The sequence below is a fragment of the Streptosporangium sp. NPDC004379 genome, from assembly GCF_042873875.1.
GTDB lineage: Bacteria > Actinomycetota > Actinomycetes > Streptosporangiales > Streptosporangiaceae > Streptosporangium.
In genome coordinates, this window is sequence record NZ_JBIAMC010000008.1 from 88,987 (window position 1) to 107,538 (window position 18,552).

Sequence of the window (18,552 nt, forward strand, 5' to 3'; positions counted from 1 at the left end):
TGTATTCATTGCGACGCTGCGCGTCGCGGCTCGGGGCTCTTGACCCGGTGTCTTCCCTCGTCACTTCGTCGCTCCGCTCCTGCGTTCCTCAGTCCAGACACCGGCGCCCCTCGCGGCGTCCCTCAGCCCAGGAAGCGGCGCCCCCGAGCGGGTTCATGGTGACGCTGCGCGTCGCGTGAAAATCCCCCGTCGCCTCCACGCGGAGGCGACGGGGGATTCGTGGTTCTGGGGTTCGGGATCGGCGCTATGGTTTGGGGCGGTCTATAACTCTTGGTGTCTATGGGGCGAATGTGACTACGGGGCCGGGCAACCAGCAGTATCCGCCACACCCGCAGTGGCAGGGGCCCGCGCAGTGGCAGCCTGGCGGGCAGTCGCCCGCACCCGACGCGCCGCCGGTCCCGCAGCAGCCGCAGCAGCCCTCGCCCGTCGCGTCGCCTTCCCCCGTCGCGTTGCCTTCTCCTGCCGCGCCGCAGCCCGCGCCGGTGCCGCAGGCTCCGCAGGGGCCCGCGCCGTCCCGGTGGGGCGAACGGCCCCCGCCCGTTCAGCCCGGCCCGCCGTACGGGCAACCCCCTCCGCCCGGTCCGCCGTACGGACAGCCCGGCCCGCAGTCGGATCCGCAGTGGCAGGGGCCCCTGGAATGGCAGCCGGGCGGGCAGCAGCCCTCCGCGCCGTATTCGGGCGGGCAGCAGCCGCCGGGCCCCCCGGCGCCGCGCCGCCGCAGGACCTGGCTGTGGATCGCTCTCGCCCTCCTCGCCGTCCTGGTGACGGTCGGGGCCGGGATCGTGGTGGGCACGGTGCTGGGAACGGGGAAGCGCTCCGGGCCCTCCGCCGAGGAGACGGCGCCCGCCGACCCGGCCTCCGTGGCGGTGACCAAGCAGGACGTCGAGGCACTGCTGAAGGGGCACACCGCGGCGCTGAACGACGGCGACCTCAAGGCGTACACCGGGATCTTCGACCAGGAGAACACGGCGCTGGTCCAGCAGCAGACCAGGCTTTTCAACAACCTGCGCAAGCTGCCGATCACCGAGATGTCCTACCGGACCCTGGCGCAGGAGGGACGTGCACAGGACAGCTTCGGCCGGGGCGTGACGTTCAACCTCGATGTCGCCTTCGTCCACCGGTTCAAGGGGATCGATCTGGAACCCGTCTCCGAGTGGTACCGCTGGACCGTCTCCCGGCGGGCCGCCGGCGCCCCGATCGTGGTCACCAAGGTGGGCGGCGCCCCGGCGCCGGTGGGCGGTGCTTCCAGGACCGTCTACTACCCCGGGCCGTGGGACGTCTGGTCCGACGTCTCGATGGTCAGGACCCCGCACGTCGTCATGCTGGCCCCGCCGTCGCTGGCCGCCAAGGCGAGGCGGATCGCCCCGATCGCCGAACGGGCCGCCGCGGACGACCTCGCGTTCCTGGCGAAGAACGGCCGGCGGGGACGGGATGTGCCCAAGGGCTTCGTGGCGGCGCTGGTCAAGGGCAGGGAACAGCTCGGCGGTCTGTTCCGCAAGGAGAAGGCCCACGAGGCCGGGGTCTCCATCCCCATGTTCACCTGGCAGAGCAGCGTCGACGCGCTGCCGATCGGAGGCAGCCGGGTCGTGGTGGACACCGCCTCGGCGTTCTTCGGGACCGTCGGCGGCATCCGGGAGATCTTCCGCCACGAGTTCACGCATTCGGCGCTGGCGAGCCTCGACGGCGGCAAGGCCGGTTTCCTCGGGCTCGACAACTGGATGGTCGAGGGCTTCGCCGAGTACGTGGCCAACCGCGGCAGCCCCATCACCGCCGACGTCCGCTACGACGAGGGCCGCGCCTACCTCGCCGGGCGGCTCTCCCAGCCGTTCACCGGTCGGATCCCGGACAACGTCTCCTGGGACGCCAAGGGGATGACCAGCGTGAACTACCTGATGGGCCACCTCGCGTCGCGGATGATCGCGGAGAGGTACGGCGAGCGCAGGCTCGTCGAGTTCGTCACGGCCTCCTACCGCGACGGCCGCTCCCAGGACGCGATGCGGAAGGTCCTGGGCGTCGAGGAGGACCGGTTCCAGCGGCAGTGGGCCGACTACGTCCGCGGCCGGCTCGGCTGACGGGGAGAGCAGGATGACCGACGACCGCAACCCCCCGCCGCCGGGGTGGCCGCACCCGCCGCAACGGACGGGCGGGTACGGCGGGCAGCCGTACCCGTGGCCGGGCGGGCCGTACCCGCCGGGACCGGAGGGTCCCGGACCCTACCCGCCGCAGGGCGCGCCGCCGTACCCACCGCGGGGCCCCGGGCCGTACCAGGCCCCGCAGCCGCGGGGAGCGCACCCCGTTCCTCCGCCTGTCCCGAGGAGGACGGGCAGGACCGTGCTCCTGGCGGCGCTCGGCCTCGTCGTGCTGCTCGGCATCGGCGCGGGCACCGCCTGGCTCGTCTCCGGCGGGTTCGGATCGGGAAGCGGGGGCCTGGGGGACGGCGAATGGCGCGTCCCCTTCACCACGGAGGGCACCGAGGTCATCGGCACCGACGCCTCGATCGCCCTCGGCACCTGGGTGAGCGACAAGGCCGCCGTCCGCGTGCAGAAGGACGGCCTGCTCGCCTACGACCTGGGGACCGGCAAGCGGGCTTGGGGCATCCCGTCTCCCGGCGGGGAGATGTGCGCGGCGACCCACGGCCTCTCGGGCGGCAGGGGCGCCGCCGCCCACGGCACCGGGAAGGTCTGCGACAGGCTGGTGGGCATCGACGCCGGGACGGGCCGCATCGCCTGGAAGACAGCGATCCCGCCGATGCCCCCGGCGAAGAACGACAGGGGGATCTTCCCTCCTACCCTGCTGCTCTCGGGCGACCTGGTGGTCGTGCGGACCTGGGAGGAGGTGGCGGCCTACCGGCTCTCCGACGGCGGGCGGGCGTGGCGGCGGGCGATCTCGTCACCGTGTGCGGCCCGGGACGCCCTCGCCTCCGCCGCCCAGGTGGCCGTCAGCCTGAGCTGCACGGAGGGAGGCGACGCCATCGTGGTCCTCGACGCGAGAACCGGAGCCGTCACGGGGCGGCAGCGGGTCGCGGGCATCCACGAGGGGCCCGAGCACCTGCTCTCCGCCGACCCGGTGGTCGCCGCCTGGGACGGCGCGGACGAGGCGTCCATCCTCGTGCTGGAGGACCGGGGCAGAAAGGCGCGCAGGTTCGGCACCGGGGAGGAGGTCGACCTCCTGCGGCTCAACAGGACGATGTACCTGGAGCACGGCCGTGAGGAGCTCCGCGCGGCCGTGCGAGGCGGCACGCTCTATCTCGCCGCGGCCCCCGTGCGGGGGAAGAGCCTCGCCGAGAGCCGCAACGACGTCCTGGCCTTCGATCTGGCGACCGGCAGGCGGCTGTGGAAGTCCTCGGGCATCGGGCAGAACAGGATCACGTTCGTCGAGGGCGACGCGGGGGAGAAGGGCCTCCTGGTTCTGGAGGTGGGCGGCTACTCCGGGCCCGCGGCCAGGCTGACGAGGATCGACACGGCCACCGGCAGGGCGACGCCGGTCGCCGAGCTGCCGGACGGGGTCGAGAAGGAGGGCGAGGACGCCCACGTCCACCATCGGGACGGCACCCTGGTGGTCATGCCCTTCCAGCAGCCGGGCGTCAGGCACGCGGTCACCGCGCTGCGCGTCGGTGGCCGCCATGGAATGTCCGGTGGGGGGTAGGTGGTTATGGGAGCCGTACAGACGTGAACGACAAGAGGAGCCACCGGTGGCGACCATCGAGGTAACCGACCAGAACTTCAACGAGATCGCCGACGACGGGATCGTCCTGCTGGACTTCTGGGCGGCCTGGTGTGGGCCGTGCCGCACGTTCGGCCCCATCTTCGAGAAGTCGTCGGAGAAGCACACCGACATCAAGTTCGGCAAGATCGACACCGAGGCGCAGCAGGGGCTGGCCCAGGGCTTCGAGATCACCTCGATTCCGACGATCATGGCCATCCGCGACGGCATCGTCGTCTTCGCCCAGCCCGGGGCGCTGCCGGAGCCGGCCCTCGAAGACCTGATCGGTCAGGTCCGTGCCCTCGACATGGAGGCGATCCGGGCCGAGCTGGCCAAGGAGATGGGCGTCCAGGAGGGCTGAGACCCCCGCACCACGAGAACCCCGCGCCGTGAACGGCCGCGGGGCTCTCATCGTGTCCGCCTCCGGGCGCGGACCACATGTCTCGCCGGCGGCCTCCCGGCACGGGGTACGGCCCGCGCGTGCCGCCCGGGAAGGGCCGGGTGACCGGGGCGGCACGGCCGGGGGGAACCGCGGAGGGTCAGGCCGAGCGGTACAGCTCCGCCACCCGGAAGGCCAGGTCCAGCGACTGGCTACGGTTGAGGCGCGGGTCGCACGCCGTCTCGTAGCGCCGCGCGAGGTCGTCCTCGACGATCTCCAGCCCGCCGCCCACGCACTCGGTGACGTCGTCGCCGGTGAGCTCGATGTGGATGCCGCCGGGGTGGGTGCCGAGTGCGCCGTGCACCTCGAAGAAGCCCGCCACCTCGTTCAGCACGTCGTCCAGGCGGCGGGTCTTGTGGCCGCTGGGCGCCTCGAAGGTGTTGCCGTGCATCGGGTCGCAGATCCACGCCACCGTGGCGCCGCTCGCGGTCACCTTCTCCACCAGGGACGGAAGGTGGTCGCGGATCTTCCCGGCGCCCATCCGGGTGATGAACGTCAGGCGGCCCGGCTCGTTGTCCGGGTTCAGCCGCTCGATGAGCGCGAGGGCGTCCTCGGGGGTGGTCGTCGGACCGAGCTTCACGCCGATCGGGTTGCGGATCCGGGAGAAGAACTCCACGTGCGCGCCGTCGAGCTGGCGGGTGCGCTCGCCGATCCAGACCATGTGCGCCGACACGTCGTACGGCAGGCCGGTCCGGGAGTCGATCCGGGTGAGGGCGTGGTCGTAGTCGAGGATCAGCGCCTCGTGCGAGGAGTAGAACTCCACGGTGTGGAACTCGTCCGGGTCGGCCCCGCAGGCGCGCATGAACGCCAGGGCCTGGTCGATCCCCCGGGCGAGCTGCTCGTAGCGCTTCCCGGCGGGCGACTCGATCACGAAGTCCTGGTTCCAGGCGTGCACCTGGCGCAGGTCGGCGTAGCCGCCGCGGGTGAAGGCGCGGGCGAGGTTCAGCGTGACGGCGGAGGAGTGGTAGGCGCGCAGCAGCCGCCACGGGTCGGGGACGCGGGCTTCGGGGGTGAAGTCGAAGCCGTTGACCATGTCACCCCGGTAGGTGGGCAGCTCGATGCCGTCGCGGGCCTCGGTCGGCTTGGACCGCGGCTTGGCGAACTGGCCGGCCATCCGGCCGATCTTCACGACCGGCACCTTGGCCGCGTAGGTGAGCACGATCGCCATCTGCAGCAGAGTCTTGAGCTTGTTGCGCACGTCGTCGGCGGTCGCCCCGGCGAAGGTCTCGGCGCAGTCACCGCCCTGCAGCACGAACGCCTCACCCCGTGCCACCGCCGCCAGCTCGGCCTTGAGCTTGTCGCACTCGCCGGCGAACACCAGGGGCGGCAGCCCCTTGAGCTCGGCGACGACCTTCTCCAGCTCGTCGCGGTCGGGCCACTCGGGCTGCTGCGCCGCGGGCAGCCGCCGCCAGGAATCGAAGTTGATGCTCACGGCATACCAGGCTATTGCAACCGCGTCGTCTCCCGGACCCCCTTGTCCAAGATATGAGATGGCTTTCGTCATAAATGAGACGTCGGGGGTGGGAGAACCCCGCCCGGGAAGCCGGGGAGGCCGGATCAGTCCGGCCGGGGACGGGGCGCCTCCGGGCTCCTCACGTGCTCGGGGAGGACGCCGTAACCGATGAAGCGGCGGCCGAGGGCGCCGACCACCGGGAGGCGGGAGACGTCGCGCGGCAGGCCCGCCGGCCGGACGCGGCCGGAGAGGGCGGGGCCGATCAGCGCGGCCTGCACCGCGCGCTGGACCAGCTGGGTGACCGCCGTGGGCGGCACGCGGCGCCGCTGGACGCGGGCCAGCAGCGACTCGGGGATGTCGGCCCCGGCGGCGAGGGGCCCGGCCAGCAGGTTGGCCGCGGCCACGGCGTCCTGCACGGCCAGGTTGATGCCGACCCCGAAGATCGGTGACATGGCGTGCGCGGCGTCGCCGATGGCCAGCAGGCCGGGACGGTGCCAGCGGAGCAGCCGGTTCACCCGGACCGACAGCACGCTCACGTCGTCGAAGCCGTCCAGCAGCCCGACGCGGCCGGCGAGGAACGGCAGCAGACCGGCGACCTGCTCGCGCAGCGCCTTGATCCCATCGGCCCGCAGGGCGTCGAAACCGCCCTTGGGGATGACGTAGGCGAGCTGCCAGTAGGAGCCGCGGTCGATCGCCACCATGATGTGGCCGCTGGACAGCCGCAGGAAGGTCTGGTCGAGGTCGGACGTCTCGCGCGGCAGCCGGAACCACACCACGTCCATCGGCGCGCCGAACTCCTTCGGGACGAGTCCGGCGGCCCGGCGCACGGCGGAGGTGCGGCCGTCGGCGGCGACGGTGAGCGTCGCGCGCAGCTCGTGCTCGCCTCCGGCGTCGCGGTAGCGGATCCCGCGTACCGCGCCGCCCTCCCGGATCACGCCGGTCACCTCGGCGTTCATCACCAGCCGGAAGGACGGGTACCGCCCGGCGGCCTCGGTGACCAGGTTGAGGAAGTCCCACTGCGGGACGAAGGCGATGTAGCGATACCTGCCCGGCAGCCGGGTCAGGTCGGCGACCGGTGTCAGGCCGTCGTCGGTCATCACGACCAGCCGGTGCTCCTTGCGGTGCGGCAGCCGGTGGAACTCCTCGGCGAGCCCCAGCTCGTCGAGGATCCGCAGGGTGGAGGGGTGGATGGTGTCACCCCGGAAGTCCCGCAGGAAGTCGCCGTGCTTCTCCAGCAGTGTGACCTCGACGCCCGCGCGGGCCAGCAGCAGCGCGAGCGTCGCTCCCGCCGGGCCTGCCCCGGCGATCACGCACGTGTTCTCCGTCATAATTCATCACCCATTGAATTGTTTCACGACCGGGGCCGAAGGTAAACCTCCTCCCGCCGACCCGCCGACCCGCCGACCCGCCGACCCGCCGACCCGCCGACCCGCCGACCCGCCGACCCGCCGACCCGCCGACCCGCCGACCCGCCGACTCCGTGCGGCCGTGCGGCTGTGCGGTCGTCCTCCCGGGGGACGTACCCGGCGTCCCGGCCGCGATAAAAATCCGGAATGACTGTTTACGCGACCGAGCGGCTCATCGTCCGCGAGTGGACTCACGACCCGGCCGACCTCGACCGGATGACCGACATCTACACCCGGCCGGAGGTCCTCCGCTGGCTGCCGCCCTTCACCTTCGAGGCGGCCCCCGCGGTGGACGGCTGGCACGCCTTCCACGAGCGGGACCGCAGGTTCGGCTCCTGGGCGGTCGAGGTCCGTGACACCGGGGTGGCCGCCGGGACCGTGCTGTTCCGGCCGATCCCCGGCGGCGACGGGGAGGTCGAGGTGGGCTGGCACCTCCACCCCGACTCCTGGGGCAACGGCTACGCCACCGAGGCGGCCCGGGGCGCGGTCGAGCGCGGGTTCGCCTCCGGGCTGGAAGAGGTGTACGCGCTGGTCAAGCCGGACAACGACGCCTCCATGGCCGTCTGCCGGCGGCTCGGGATGACCCCGCAGGGCCGTACCACGCGCTTCTTCGGCATGGAGTCGGAGATGTTCCGCCTCGCCCGCGACCGCCGCTCCTAGGCGCTCAGGCGCTCAGGCGGTCACGGCGGACGGGGACCGGCCGGAGAGCGCGTCCAGGGCCCCGGTCAGCTCAGCGGCCGCCTGGGCGCGGAGCGGGGCGTACTCCTCCTCGGGATACTGCCGGGGCCCCTCCTCCACGAGCAGGATCAGGGCGAGGTAGAGGCGGTAGAGGGTGATCCGGGTGCGCGCGGCGTCGGTGAACGCGACCGTTCCGCCTGCATCCCGGTAACCCGCCACGATCTCGTCCGACTCCTCCAGCTCCCCGAAGATGGTCGGGGTGACGAACTCGGCCAGCGGATCGCCCCAGAACGCCCGCTCGTGGTCGATGAGCGCCTGGATGCGGGGACGGCCTCCGGCGGTCGTCAGGAAGACGTTGCCCGGCCAGACGTCGAAGTGGACCAGGCGGGGCTCGGTCACCTCGTCCAGCGCGCCGGCGTTCGCCGCGATCACCCCGGAGATCTCCCCGGCGGGCCTGGGCAGCGACGTCGCGTAGCGGTGCGCGTCCGCGAGGACGGCGCCGGTCATCGTCAGGAACGCCTCCCGCCAGGTGGCGCCGGTCAGGCCGGCGTACGGGTAGCCGTAGACGTCACCGGTGACCGCGTTCAGCCGGGCCAGCAGGCCGCCGAGCTCCCGGCGCACCGCCCGCTCGTCCGTCTCCCCGAGGCCGGCATGGTTCCACGGCACCCCGTCGAGGGCCGAGAGGAACAGGTGGTCGCCGCCCAGCACCGGATCGTCCAGGTCGGCCGCCAGCAGCTCGGCGCACGGCACCCCGGCCGGTCCGGCCAGACGGTAGACCATGGCCTCGGTGCGCAGCAGGCGGCGTTCGTAGCCGAGCTGCTCCATCTCGGGGGGAGGCGCCGTCTTCAGGATCACCTCGCGTCCGTCGCGCAGAGTCAGCCGCCACACGGCGTTGGCGTAGCCGTCGGTCAGCTCCGTGGAGGCGGTGACCCCGGAGCCCAGCGTCCGCCGGGCCAGCGCGTCGAGGTCGGCTCCGGTGAGCCGCCGCTTGGTTCTGCTTTCCATGACGCCGCCTCAGCAGGGGGAGATGGTCCAGGAGGTCTCGGCCTTCTCGCCGGGCCGCAGCACGATCAGGTCGGTGCCGGAGTTGAAGGCGTCGGGCGGGCAGGTCATCGGCTCGACCGCCAGCCCGCGGTGGCCGAGGCCGGTGCCGGTGCACACCTGCACCCAGGGCAGCACGGAGGCGTCCCAGCGCACCTCGACCCCGCCCTCGGGGCCGCGCAGCCGTACCGTGGCCTGACCGGAGTCATCGGCGGTGAGGCCGGTGAAGGCGTGGTCCACGGCGGTGTCGCCCACCACGCGCGGGACCGTGAAGTCGTACGGCGTGCCGGAGACGTCCTCCAGCGCGCGCGGCAGCAGCCGGTCGTCCACCAGCAGCACCCTGCCGGCGGGTACGTGCAGCTCGTACCGCTCGACGTCGTCGCCCGCCAGCAGCCACGGGTGCGGGCCGCAGCCGTAGGGGGCGGCGGCGTCGCCGGTGTTCTCGGCGGTCAGCGTGGTGGTCAGCCCGCCGGGGGCCAGCGAGTAACGCACCTCCAGGGCCACGGTGAACGGGTAGCCGGGGGTGGGGGTGATCGTGTGGGCGAGCCGGACGAACCCGTGCTCGTCCTCCACCGACAGCCACTCCACCGCCTTCCAGTCGGCCTCGGCGACCAGCCCGTGCAGGGCGTTGCCGCGGTCCTCCTCGTTCACCGGCAGCCGGTACTCCCCGCCTTCGAAGGTGTAGCGGGCGCCTCCGACGCGGTTGGGCCAGGGGGCGAGGAGGGTGCCGCTGTAGTAGGGGATCGGCCCGTCCGCGGGCCAGGAGACCACGAGGTCGCGCTCGCCGTCGCGGAGGACGCGCAGGGCGGCGGACCGCTCGGTGATCTCGGCGTGCAGGGTGCCGCTGCGGAGGGTGAACTGCCGGGACAAGGGGAGATCCTTTCGGTCGGGCGGGCGGTGCGGACGCCCTGCCCCATTTTCGCAGCCCGGCCACCGCCGGGACCGTCGCAACATGGATGGGAGCGCTCCCATGACGGTCCAACGTTAGGGACAGCCGCGGCGGCGGTCAACGGCCGGTGATCACCGGACGGATACACGCCCGCGTGTATCCGATCGGTCCTGGCCGCCGGGGCGGCCGGAGTGGCGTATGTCAGCTTCTCGGCCCTGAAGGACCGAGCTTGCAGCTCCTCACCGTCGATGGGTTCGACGGTTCAGGCCGCGTGCGGCCGGCTGACGGCGGCCCAGCCCGCAACGCCGCGCGAGGCGATGTTGCGGGCCGCGTTGACGTCGGCGTGCTCAGCGAAGCCGCACGACGTGCAGGAGAAGGTTTCCTGGTCCGGCCGGTTGCGCCGGTCGGTGTGCCCGCAGACCGAACACCCTTGGGAGGTGTAAACGGGGTCGACGTGCATCACGGCGACCCCGCTCCGGGCGGCTTTGTAGGCGATGAAGCCTCCCAGCTGGTGGAAGCTCCAGGAGTGCAGCGTGACCCGCTGGGGCCTGCGGAGCCGTACCCGGTCGCGGATGCCCTGGAGGTCTTCCAGGGCGATCCCTTGCCCGGTGCGTTGCGCCTCGGTCACGATGGTCTTGGAGATGACGTGGTTGACGTCGCGGGCGAAGCGGGCCTCCTTGCGGCGGCGCCGCTTGAGCAGCCGCTTGGCGGACTTGGTCTGCCTGGCCTGCAGGCGGCGGCGCAGCTCCCGGTTGCGGTGTCGCACGGCGTTCAGGTGCTTTCCCGCAGTGGCGGGTGCCGTCGCTGGTGGTGGCGATGTTGGCGATGCCGAGGTCGACGCCGAGGAAGGCGTCGGGTTCGGTGACGTCGACGTCGGGGACGTCGCAGGTGGCCGTCAGCAGCCACAGGCCGTCGCGGTGGATGAGGTCGGATTCGCCTCTGCGGTAGGCGATCAGCGCGCGGGCCTGTTCGTCGGAGCAGCCGAACGCCACGCCCTTCATCCGGCCGCCGGTGGTCCAGATGCTCACGGTGCGCTCTTCGGCCTGCCAGGACAGGCACCGGTCGTCGAACGGCTGCGCCGCGTCGGGGCGGAAGGCGACCGGCGTGGCCAGGGGCTTGCGCAGCTTCGCTTTCACCTGGGCCTTCACCGTCGCATAAGCGTCGGCGACCTTCTTGATGACGTGCTGGGCGGGCTGGGCCGACAGGCCCATGTCCTTGAGGCGGCCGTAGGTGTGCTTGCGCAGGTCGTAGTTGCCGAACACCTCGGTCTGCCATGCGGTGCGGGAGACGAGGTTGGCCGCTTCGTTGCACAGGCGCAGCGTGTCCGCCAGCGCCGCCTCCTGGGCGGGCGTGGGGAACAGCCGGACCTGCACGACGAACTTCACGCTGTGAAGTTTACCGGCTCGGTCCGGCCCGTGCGGCGACGTATGCGATTCCTCCCGGCCCTGAAGGACCGGAGCCCCTCACAAATGGTTTGCTGAAGCCGGCCCAGCAGGTTGAATCGCAGAGTCATCAGACCTCCACGCGTTGACGCCGGGCCCGGGGGCCCGGCGGACGTGTCCGGTGGAAAACCTTCTGCGCGTGGGACGCCGCCCACGATGACGCGTCGTCGAAAGGAGACGAGAGGAGACGAGAGGAGGAAGGCCCGCCGGGACGCTCAGGCCGAGTCGCGCTCGACCAGGTGGGTGTCCAGTATCACGACGGGCTGTTCCAGGCGTTCGCCGTTGATGCGGGCGACGAGGAGGTGGGCCATCTGCCGGCCCATCGCCTCCGTCGGCTGGTGGACGCTGGTGAGCGTGGGGGAGGAGTGCGCGCCGGCGGCGGAGTCGTCGAATCCGATCACCGCCACGTCCGACGGGACCGCCCTGCCCTCCTCACGCAGCACCCGCATGGCCCCCAGGGCCATCGGGTCGGAGGCGGTGAACACGGCGTCCAGATCGGGGTGGTCGGCCAGCAGGCGGATCGTCGCCTCCATGCCGCTCTCCTCACTGAAGTCGCCGTAGGCCACGATCTCCGGCAGGCCGGTGGCCAGCAGGGCGTCGCGGTAGCCGGCGAGCCGGTCGACGCCCACACCCATGTCCTGCGGACCGGCGATGGTGGCGATCCTGGAACGGCCCTTGCCCAGCAGGTACTTGACCGCCTGCCGGGCTCCGGCCCGGTTGTCGACGTCGACGTAGCTGTACGGGGTCAGGCCGACGGGGCGGCCGCCGATGACGGTCGGCACGCCCATCGCCTCCAGGCGTTCGGGCAGCGGGTCGGCGCCGTGCAGCGAGATCAGCAACACCCCGTCGACGTGCTGGCCGGTGAGGTAGTGCTCCAGCCGCTCGTGCTCCTGCTTCGACTGCGCCATCGCGAGGATAAGTTGCAGACCGGTCTCGGATAGCGCCGAGCCGATGCCGCGGATGGTCCCGGCGAAGTAGGGTTCGTCGAAGACGCGGAACTCCGACTCCGAGACCACCAGCGCGACCGTGTCGGTGCGCCGGGTGACCAGTGCGCGAGCCGCCCGGTTGGGGACGTACCCCAGTTCCTCGATGGCCTGCTGCACCGCCTCACGAGCCTTCTCGCTCACCTTGGGTGAGCCGTTGATGACCCGTGACACGGTGCCGCGGCCGACACCGGCCAGTGCCGCGACCGCCTCAAGCGTCGGACGACGGTCGCCGTTCATGTTGCCTGCCCCCATGAATGATTCGCCGGCCCCTTATTCTGCCGGACCGTTCAGGCCTCCGCGCCTGATGGTCCCGGCATACCAGAGAGCACTCTCCTTGGGAATACGCTCCTGGGTCGCATAGTCGACGCGGACCAGGCCGAATCGCTTGTCGTATCCCCACGCCCACTCGAAGTTGTCCATCAGGGACCAGGCGAAGTAGCCCTTCAACGGCACCCCCGCCTCGATCGCCTCGTGGCAGGTGCGCAGGTGCGACTCGATGTAGTCCACCCGCTCGCGGTCGTGGACCACGCCGTCGTCGCCCACAACGTCCTCGAAGGCGGCGCCGTTCTCGGAGATGACCAGCGGCACGCTCGGGTACTCCCGGGCCAGCCGCAGCAGGATCTCCTGCAGACCGGTGTGGTCGATCTCCCAGCCCATGGCGGTGACCGGCCGGCCCGCCTGGACGAACGACACGGCCTCGCTGCCGACCCAGGGCGAGCCGCTGTCGGTCGGCGCCGCCGCCGCCGACGCCGCGCCGCCGGGGACGCCGGAGACGGTGAAGCGGCTGTAGTAGTTGACCAGCAGCATGTCGATCGGGGTGGAGACGATCTCCATGTCCCCGTCCTCGGTGAAGTCCGCCATCCCGTCGAGGTCGATCAGCACGTCCTCGGGGTAGGCGCCCTTGAGCAGCGCGTCCAGGAAGAAGCGGTTCTGCAGGCCGTCGATGCGGCGGGCGGCGTCCCGGTCGGCCTCGGACTCGGTCTGCGGGGAGATCGCGTAGAGGTTGACGCAGCCGCCGATCCTGCTGTCGGACCGCTGGGCCCGCATGGCCTGGGTGGCCAGGCCGTGCGCGAGCAGCAGGTGGTGGGCGGCCCGCACCGCCTGGGCCGGTTCGCGCCGTCCCGGGGCGTGCTCGCCGGAGGCGTAGCCGAGGAAGGCCGCGCACCAGGGCTCGTTGACCGTGCTCCAGTTGCGCACCCGGTCACCGAGGGCGTCGTGCACGGCCGCCGCGTAGTCGGCGAAGCGCTTCGACGTCTCCCGCGACGGCCAGCCGCCCGCGTCCTCCAGAGCCTGGGGCAGGTCCCAGTGGTAGAGCGTCACCCACGGGTCCACGCCCCGCTCCAGCAGCTCGTCGACCAGGCGGCTGTAGAAGTCGAGGCCCCTGGGGTTGATCGGGCCGGAGCCGTCGGGCTGGATCCGCGGCCAGGAGATGGAGAAGCGGTAGGCGCCGAGGCCGAGGTCGGCCATCAGCCGCACGTCGTCGCGGTAGCGGTGGTAGTGGTCGATCGCCACGTCGGCGTTCTCGCCGTTGACGATCCGGCCGGGCTGGCGGATGAAGGTGTCCCAGATGGACCGGCCGCGCCCGTCCTCTTCGAGGGCCCCCTCGATCTGGTAGGCGGAGGTGGCCGCCCCCCAGACGAAGTCCGTCGGGAACAGCAGTTCCGCGGCCTGTAGCCGTGTCTCTTGCGTGGTCACGCCTTGACCGCACCTTCCATGAGGCCGCCGACGATCTGACGACCGAACGCGACGAAGACGATGAACAGGGGGAGGACCGAGACCGCCGTGCCGGTGAAGAGCATGACGTAGTCGGTGCCGTGGGCCTGGTTGAGCGCGGCGATCGAGGTCTGCACCACCGGGTTGTCGGGGGTCAGCACGATCAGCGGCCACATGAACTCGTTCCAGGTCTGCATGAAGACCAGGAGGGCGAGCACCGCCATGCCGGGCCGCAGCGCGGGCAGGATGACGTTGGCGTAGATCCGCATGGTGGAGGCGCCGTCGACCCGGGCCGCCTCGACGAGCTCGTCGGGCACCGCCTGCTGGGTGTACTGGGTCATCATGAAGACGCCGAAGCCGTTGACGAGGAACGGCAGGATCACCGCCTTGATCTGGCCGGTCCAGCCGAGGTCGACCATGAGCTGGTACAGCGGCACCACACCCATCTGCTGGAGCGGCACCATCATCGTCACCAGGATCAGGCCGAGCAGGATCTTGCCGCCCTTGAAGCGGAGCTTGGCGAAGGCGAAACCGGCCAGGGTGGAGATGAGCACGACCGAGACGGTCACGGTGACCGCGATGATCGCCGAGTTGGTCAGACCGAGGAGGAAGTGGGCGTCCTCGGTGTTCAGCAGCCGCTCGACGTTCTCACCGAGGCGGCCGCTGGGCAGCAGCGGCGGGGGCACCTCGCTGGCGTCGTCGTTCGTCCGCGTCGCCATGATGAACATGTAGTAGATCGGGAAGGCCGACACCACGAGCGCGAGGGCCAGGACGACCTTCGTCAGCGGGGTCGCGTCCCAGATGCTGTTCGGCGCGGACCCGGTTCTCGCCGGGCGGCTCCGGGCGTGGATCGCCGTCATTTGTTACCCCCGATGCGGCGGGTGAAGGAGTAGTTGATGAGGGTGCCGATGAGGATCAGCGCGAACAGCAGCCACGCCGCGGCGGCCGCGTAGCCGAAGTCGAAGTCGCGGAACGCCTCCTTGACGATGAACATCGCCACCGTCTGGTACTGGCCGGTGGCGCCGCCCGCCATGGTGGGGTTGCCGTCGAACAGGACGGGCTCGGTGAAGAGCGTCAGTCCGCCGATGGTGGAGATGAAGACGATGAAGATGATCGTCGGGCGCAGCATCGGGATGGTGATCTGCCAGAACTGCCGGCGGGCCGACGCGCCGTCGAGGGCGGCGGCCTCGTAGAGGTCCTTGGGGATGGTCTGCATCGCGGCGAGCAGGATGATCGCGTTGTAGCCGGTCCAGCGCCAGTCGACCATCGTGGAGATCGCGATCCACGCCGTCCAGCTCTCGTTCTGCCAGTTGATCGCGTCGACCCCGAACAGGCCGAGGAACCAGTTGATCATTCCGTAGTCGCGCCCGTAGAGCTGGGTGAAGACGACGGCGACGGCGACGACGGAGGTGATCATCGGCAGCAGCACGCCGAGGCGGAAGAAGAGCCGGCCCCGGATGCGCTTGTTGAGCGCGTTGGCGAGGATGAGCGCGAGGACGAGCTGGGGAACCGTCGAGATGACGAACATCGCGAGGGTGTTGACCACCGCGTTCCAGAAGGCCGCGTCGGTGATCAGGGAGATGTAGTTCTCGAACCCGACGAACGACTTGTCACCGGCGAGTTCCCAGTCGTAGAGGGAGACCCAGAGGGTGTAGCCGAGCGGGAAGACGCCGAAGACGGCGAAGAGCAGGAAGTACGGGGAGACGAGGAAGTACGGGGTCGCCCGGAGGTCGAACCTGGCGAGCCCTCCGCCGCGTCCCGAGCCGCGGTGTCCGGGGGATCGGCGCGGGGACCGTGGCCGGGCCGGCGCCGGGGTGTCGACGTGCAGGGTCATCGGTAGCCTTTCAGCGGTGGGCAGGCGACCGGCCCGGCGGCGGGATCACCGCCGCCGGGCCGTGCCGATCGGGACGGGGGTCAGCCCGCGGCCTTGACGCCGGCCTCGACGAACTTCTGCCACGCCTGGTCGTAGGGCACCGAGCCCTGGTCCATGCCCTCCAGCACCTTCTCCACCGAGGTCTTCACCTGGGCGTGCTTCTCACCCAGGAAGACCGGCTGCAGGTCCTTGACCGAGTCGCCGAAGATCTGGCCGGTGGGAGCGTTGTTGAAGTAGTCGCTCTTCAGGTCCTTGACCGCCGGGTCCTCCTGGGCGGTGATGGAGCTGGGGAAGGCATTGGCCTCCTGGAAGGCCATGACGTGGCCCTCCTTGCCGGTGAGGTAGTTCACGACCTCGGCGGCCTCCTTGGGGTGCTTGCTCTGCTTGGTGATCGCCAGGTAGGAGCCGCCCCAGTTGCCGGCGCCGCCGGGAACACCGGCCACGTCCCACTTGCCCGAGTTGCCCTCGCCGGAGTTGTCCTTGATCACACCGACCATCCAGGCCGGGCAGCCCATGACGGCGAAGCCGCCCTTCTTCAGCGCGGCGTTCCACGGCGGGGTGAAGGAGGCGAGCTTGGCGGTCATGCCCGCCTGGCTGAAGCTCTTCACCGTCTCGAACGCGGTCTTGATGGCCGGGTTCGACTCCAGGATGAGCTGGTTGTTCTTGTCGAAGTAGGCGACGTTGCCGTTCTTCGGCGCCTCCTGCGACAGGACCACGTTGTAGAGGGTGTTGGGACCGTCGAGGAACTTCGGGTCGCCCTTGGCGGTGTTGGCGGCCTGGAACTTCTTGCCGACCTCCATGAAGGCGTTCCAGTCCGGCCAGAGCTTGCTGACCTCGTCGCGCTCACCGGGGAGGCCGGCCTTCTCGAACAGGTCCTTGCGGTAGCACATCGCCATGCCGCCGATGTCGGTGCCGAGGGCGAAGAGCTTGCCGTCCTTGTTGATGCCGTTCTCCCACTTGGCGGCGGGGAAGTCGCTCTTGCGCTTGTCCAGGCCGTATTCGGCGAGGTCGACGAAGAACTGCGGGCGGGCCTTCATGAGGCCCATCGCGCCCTCGTCGATGCCGACCACGTCGGCCGCGCCGCTGCCGGCCTGCAGACGCTGCAGGAGCTGGGGCAGGAAGACGTCCTCGAACCGGTCGGTCGGGTTCTCGTGCTTGATCTGGATGTTCGGGTGTGACGCGTTCCAGGTCTCGACGGCCTTCTTGTAGCCGAAGTTCGCGCCGCCGCCGAAGGTCTGCACGGTGATGGTCACCGGCTCGGAGGCCGAGCCGCCCGAGGCGGCCGTGTTCTTGGCGGGCTCACTCGAACTACAGGAGGTGACCGCCAGTGCTGCGGCGGTCATCACCACGACGGCGGCGAGCTTGCCGTGCCGCTTGGTGTTCAACATTCCGGACCCCTCTCAGGTGGTCGCCCGAATCGATTGGGAGGTGACATCGCGAACCGGCCCCCGACGAACGCGATCGGCGATGGGTTGCGCGCGGGCAGCTTTTGGGAGCGCTCCCACGAAGACTGGACGATGGGCAACCGGCGCGTCAATATGCCGAAACGTAACCGTTACATCGCGGGTGTTTCAGCTCGGCGAACAGTCGTTAAGGTGACAAACTGTGCGATCGGGCGCTTGGGAGCGCTCCCACCCCAACATGACACGACGCGGCGAACGCTCACCAACCGGGATCATCCAGTGCATCAGGGATCGTCCGGACCTTCCTCGCGGCGATAAGGTCCCGGCCGGAAAGCCGAAACGGCGACCCGGTCGTGCCGGGTCGCCGTCCGTCGGCCGTAGTCCGCCGGTCTCCGCCGCCGGTCCTCGCCGCTCCCGGAGGGACGGGAGCGGACGAGGGGAAGGGGAGAGGGGAACGGAAGACCGGAGTCGTCCGTCAGCCGTTGTAGACCGGGTATCCGTAGCCGTCGACCTGGGCGACCGGCCGGACACGCTCCTCGACCTTGCCGTTGCCGGTGTTGCCCTCGATCGTGGTGATCGTGCCGTCGCCGTTGTCCTTCTTGACGAGACCCACGTGGTCGATGGCGTCGATGTCCTTGCTGCCGCCCCAGTCGAAGAAGACCACGGCGCCGGGCTTCGGGGTCTGACCCCAGCGTCCGTTGTCGGCGAACCACTTGGCGTAGCTGACGGTGTAGGCGTCCCAGCCCATGGTGGGCCGGATGCCGGCCTGCTCGCCGACCCAGGAGACGAACATCGCGCACCAGGGGGCGTTGGCGTAGTCCTGGATCCTGCCGCCGTCGCGGGCGACGGTCTCCTTCGCGCGCTCGCTGGCGAGGTACCAGGCATGGAACTTGGTGCCGCCGCCGTAGGCGTTCTCCGAGACGCCGATCTGCTGGGCGGCGATGTCGAGGACCTGCTGGGCGCTGACCTTGGGCAGGTTCTGGGCCTGGGTCTCGGACGAGGCCGCGGCGTTCTCGGTGACCGACCCGGCCTGCGGGCCGGAGGCGTGGTTGTCGGCGAGGGCGGGAACGGTGGTCACGGCACCGCCGGCGAGGACGATGGACGCGCCCACGAGGGCGCGGACCAGGCTGTGCTTCCCGGGGGTGAGGCGGTTCTTGGCCATGGGAGAGTTCGGCTCCTTGCGTCGCTTCCATGCCGCCTACCGGGTTAGCTGACGGGTTCGGGCTGGGAAGTGCCCTACGGCGCGCGAACGCGCTGATTCACCCCATGAAGTGGTTCCCCGGTTCCGCGAGAGCCGCGGATTCGGCGGCCGCGCCCATCGACGGAGTGATCCGTCGTGATGATGCGCGGTCGGGCAATGTGTCGACGAGAGATGGGTCTGTGGACCTCGGTCCTCATCGCGAACGAGTAGAACGTACGTGCTGCTCCAGGCCGATTGCAAGCTCCCGCATTGCCTTGACTTGGGAAAACGCCGAATATCGGTGATCGTCGACTTCCCGGTCCGAAGATCGGCGACTTCGGGCCAAA

Annotated in this window: 16 protein-coding genes and 1 riboswitch; of the genes, 5 read left to right on the forward strand and 11 right to left on the reverse strand. The window is 70.7% G+C overall.

The features are described 5' to 3' along the window. Positions 1–290 precede the first annotated feature (290 nt). The 3 genes from ACFYSC_RS19045 to trxA all read left to right on the forward strand — a co-directional run bounded on the left by ACFYSC_RS19045 (position 291) and on the right by trxA (position 4,063). Positions 291–2,072 (forward strand): hypothetical protein, encoded by a 1,782-nt coding sequence (locus tag ACFYSC_RS19045; protein ID WP_389962982.1) that lies wholly within the window; start codon positions 291–293, stop codon positions 2,070–2,072. Positions 2,073–2,331: 259 nt separating this feature from the next. Beyond that, positions 2,332–3,645, forward strand: coding sequence for a PQQ-binding-like beta-propeller repeat protein (locus ACFYSC_RS19050; RefSeq protein WP_389962985.1), 1,314 nt, complete (start codon positions 2,332–2,334; stop codon positions 3,643–3,645). A 46-nt stretch (positions 3,646–3,691) separates the two neighbouring features. After that, entirely contained in the window at positions 3,692–4,063 is a 372-nt protein-coding gene (gene trxA / locus ACFYSC_RS19055) for a thioredoxin (protein ID WP_389962988.1), read from the forward strand. Between the two features lie 178 nt (positions 4,064–4,241). On the opposite strand, the gene ACFYSC_RS19060 is transcribed toward trxA, so the two are convergent. Next, positions 4,242–5,573, reverse strand: coding sequence for a class II 3-deoxy-7-phosphoheptulonate synthase (locus ACFYSC_RS19060; RefSeq protein ID WP_362944268.1), 1,332 nt, complete (start codon positions 5,571–5,573; stop codon positions 4,242–4,244). A 125-nt stretch (positions 5,574–5,698) separates the two neighbouring features. Next, a complete protein-coding gene (locus ACFYSC_RS19065; RefSeq protein ID WP_389962991.1) occupies positions 5,699–6,922 on the reverse strand; it encodes an FAD-dependent oxidoreductase in 1,224 nt (407 codons plus the stop codon). Between the two features lie 225 nt (positions 6,923–7,147). Here ACFYSC_RS19065 and ACFYSC_RS19070 point away from each other — a divergent pair, with 225 nt between their 5' ends. Next, positions 7,148–7,660 (forward strand): GNAT family N-acetyltransferase, encoded by a 513-nt coding sequence (locus ACFYSC_RS19070; RefSeq protein ID WP_389962995.1) that lies wholly within the window; start codon positions 7,148–7,150, stop codon positions 7,658–7,660. Between the two features lie 12 nt (positions 7,661–7,672). Here the strand turns inward: ACFYSC_RS19070 and ACFYSC_RS19075 are convergent, their stop codons facing one another. The 3 genes from ACFYSC_RS19075 to ACFYSC_RS19085 form a co-directional block, all read right to left on the reverse strand. Then, a complete protein-coding gene (locus ACFYSC_RS19075; protein ID WP_389962998.1) occupies positions 7,673–8,683 on the reverse strand; it encodes a phosphotransferase family protein in 1,011 nt (336 codons plus the stop codon). A gap of 9 nt (positions 8,684–8,692) precedes the next feature. Beyond that, positions 8,693–9,589, reverse strand: a complete 897-nt coding sequence (locus ACFYSC_RS19080) for an aldose 1-epimerase family protein (RefSeq protein ID WP_389963001.1) — start codon at positions 9,587–9,589, stop codon at positions 8,693–8,695. 281 nt (positions 9,590–9,870) lie between these two features. Then, entirely contained in the window at positions 9,871–10,374 is a 504-nt protein-coding gene (locus ACFYSC_RS19085) for an RNA-guided endonuclease InsQ/TnpB family protein (protein WP_389963004.1), read from the reverse strand. A gap of 22 nt (positions 10,375–10,396) precedes the next feature. Between ACFYSC_RS19085 and ACFYSC_RS19090 the strand changes: the two genes are divergently transcribed. Then, positions 10,397–11,089 (forward strand): hypothetical protein, encoded by a 693-nt coding sequence (locus tag ACFYSC_RS19090; protein WP_389963007.1) that lies wholly within the window; start codon positions 10,397–10,399, stop codon positions 11,087–11,089. A gap of 176 nt (positions 11,090–11,265) precedes the next feature. Here ACFYSC_RS19090 and ACFYSC_RS19095 read toward each other — a convergent pair whose 3' ends face one another. From ACFYSC_RS19095 to ACFYSC_RS19120, 6 genes are all read right to left on the reverse strand, one after another. Continuing rightward, positions 11,266–12,273, reverse strand: coding sequence for a LacI family DNA-binding transcriptional regulator (locus ACFYSC_RS19095; RefSeq protein WP_389963565.1), 1,008 nt, complete (start codon positions 12,271–12,273; stop codon positions 11,266–11,268). A 33-nt stretch (positions 12,274–12,306) separates the two neighbouring features. Next, positions 12,307–13,731: a GH1 family beta-glucosidase gene (locus ACFYSC_RS19100; protein ID WP_362944278.1), complete on the reverse strand. Its 1,425-nt coding sequence runs from the start codon at positions 13,729–13,731 to the stop codon at positions 12,307–12,309. Then, the gene (locus ACFYSC_RS19105; RefSeq protein ID WP_389963010.1) at positions 13,728–14,609 is read right to left on the reverse strand and encodes a carbohydrate ABC transporter permease; all 882 of its coding nucleotides are present in this window, start codon (positions 14,607–14,609) and stop codon (positions 13,728–13,730) included. The genes ACFYSC_RS19100 and ACFYSC_RS19105 overlap by 4 nt, the downstream gene beginning before the upstream one ends. Then, positions 14,606–15,583, reverse strand: a complete 978-nt coding sequence (locus tag ACFYSC_RS19110) for a carbohydrate ABC transporter permease (RefSeq protein WP_389963013.1) — start codon at positions 15,581–15,583, stop codon at positions 14,606–14,608. Before ACFYSC_RS19110 ends, ACFYSC_RS19105 begins: the two co-directional genes overlap by 4 nt. A gap of 80 nt (positions 15,584–15,663) precedes the next feature. After that, a complete protein-coding gene (locus ACFYSC_RS19115; protein ID WP_389963016.1) occupies positions 15,664–17,010 on the reverse strand; it encodes an ABC transporter substrate-binding protein in 1,347 nt (448 codons plus the stop codon). A 490-nt stretch (positions 17,011–17,500) separates the two neighbouring features. Continuing rightward, entirely contained in the window at positions 17,501–18,187 is a 687-nt protein-coding gene (locus tag ACFYSC_RS19120; protein ID WP_389963019.1) for a CHAP domain-containing protein, read from the reverse strand. 18 nt (positions 18,188–18,205) lie between these two features. After that, positions 18,206–18,343: riboswitch (cyclic di-AMP (ydaO/yuaA leader) on the reverse strand. Between the last annotated feature and the right edge of the window lie 209 nt (positions 18,344–18,552).

What these genes read in the sequence shown, in the direction of transcription:
- ACFYSC_RS19110 (WP_389963013.1), bottom strand. Translation starts at nt 15,583, where the DNA reads ATGACCCTGCACGTCGACACCCCGGCGCCGGCCCGGCCACGGTCCCCG.
- ACFYSC_RS19065 (WP_389962991.1), bottom strand. Translation starts at nt 6,922, where the DNA reads ATGACGGAGAACACGTGCGTGATCGCCGGGGCAGGCCCGGCGGGAGCG.
- ACFYSC_RS19075 (WP_389962998.1), bottom strand. Translation starts at nt 8,683, where the DNA reads ATGGAAAGCAGAACCAAGCGGCGGCTCACCGGAGCCGACCTCGACGCG.
- ACFYSC_RS19070 (WP_389962995.1), top strand. Translation starts at nt 7,148, where the DNA reads ATGACTGTTTACGCGACCGAGCGGCTCATCGTCCGCGAGTGGACTCAC.
- ACFYSC_RS19105 (WP_389963010.1), bottom strand. Translation starts at nt 14,609, where the DNA reads ATGACGGCGATCCACGCCCGGAGCCGCCCGGCGAGAACCGGGTCCGCG.
- ACFYSC_RS19095 (WP_389963565.1), bottom strand. Translation starts at nt 12,273, where the DNA reads ATGAACGGCGACCGTCGTCCGACGCTTGAGGCGGTCGCGGCACTGGCC.
- ACFYSC_RS19115 (WP_389963016.1), bottom strand. Translation starts at nt 17,010, where the DNA reads ATGTTGAACACCAAGCGGCACGGCAAGCTCGCCGCCGTCGTGGTGATG.
- ACFYSC_RS19120 (WP_389963019.1), bottom strand. Translation starts at nt 18,187, where the DNA reads ATGGCCAAGAACCGCCTCACCCCCGGGAAGCACAGCCTGGTCCGCGCC.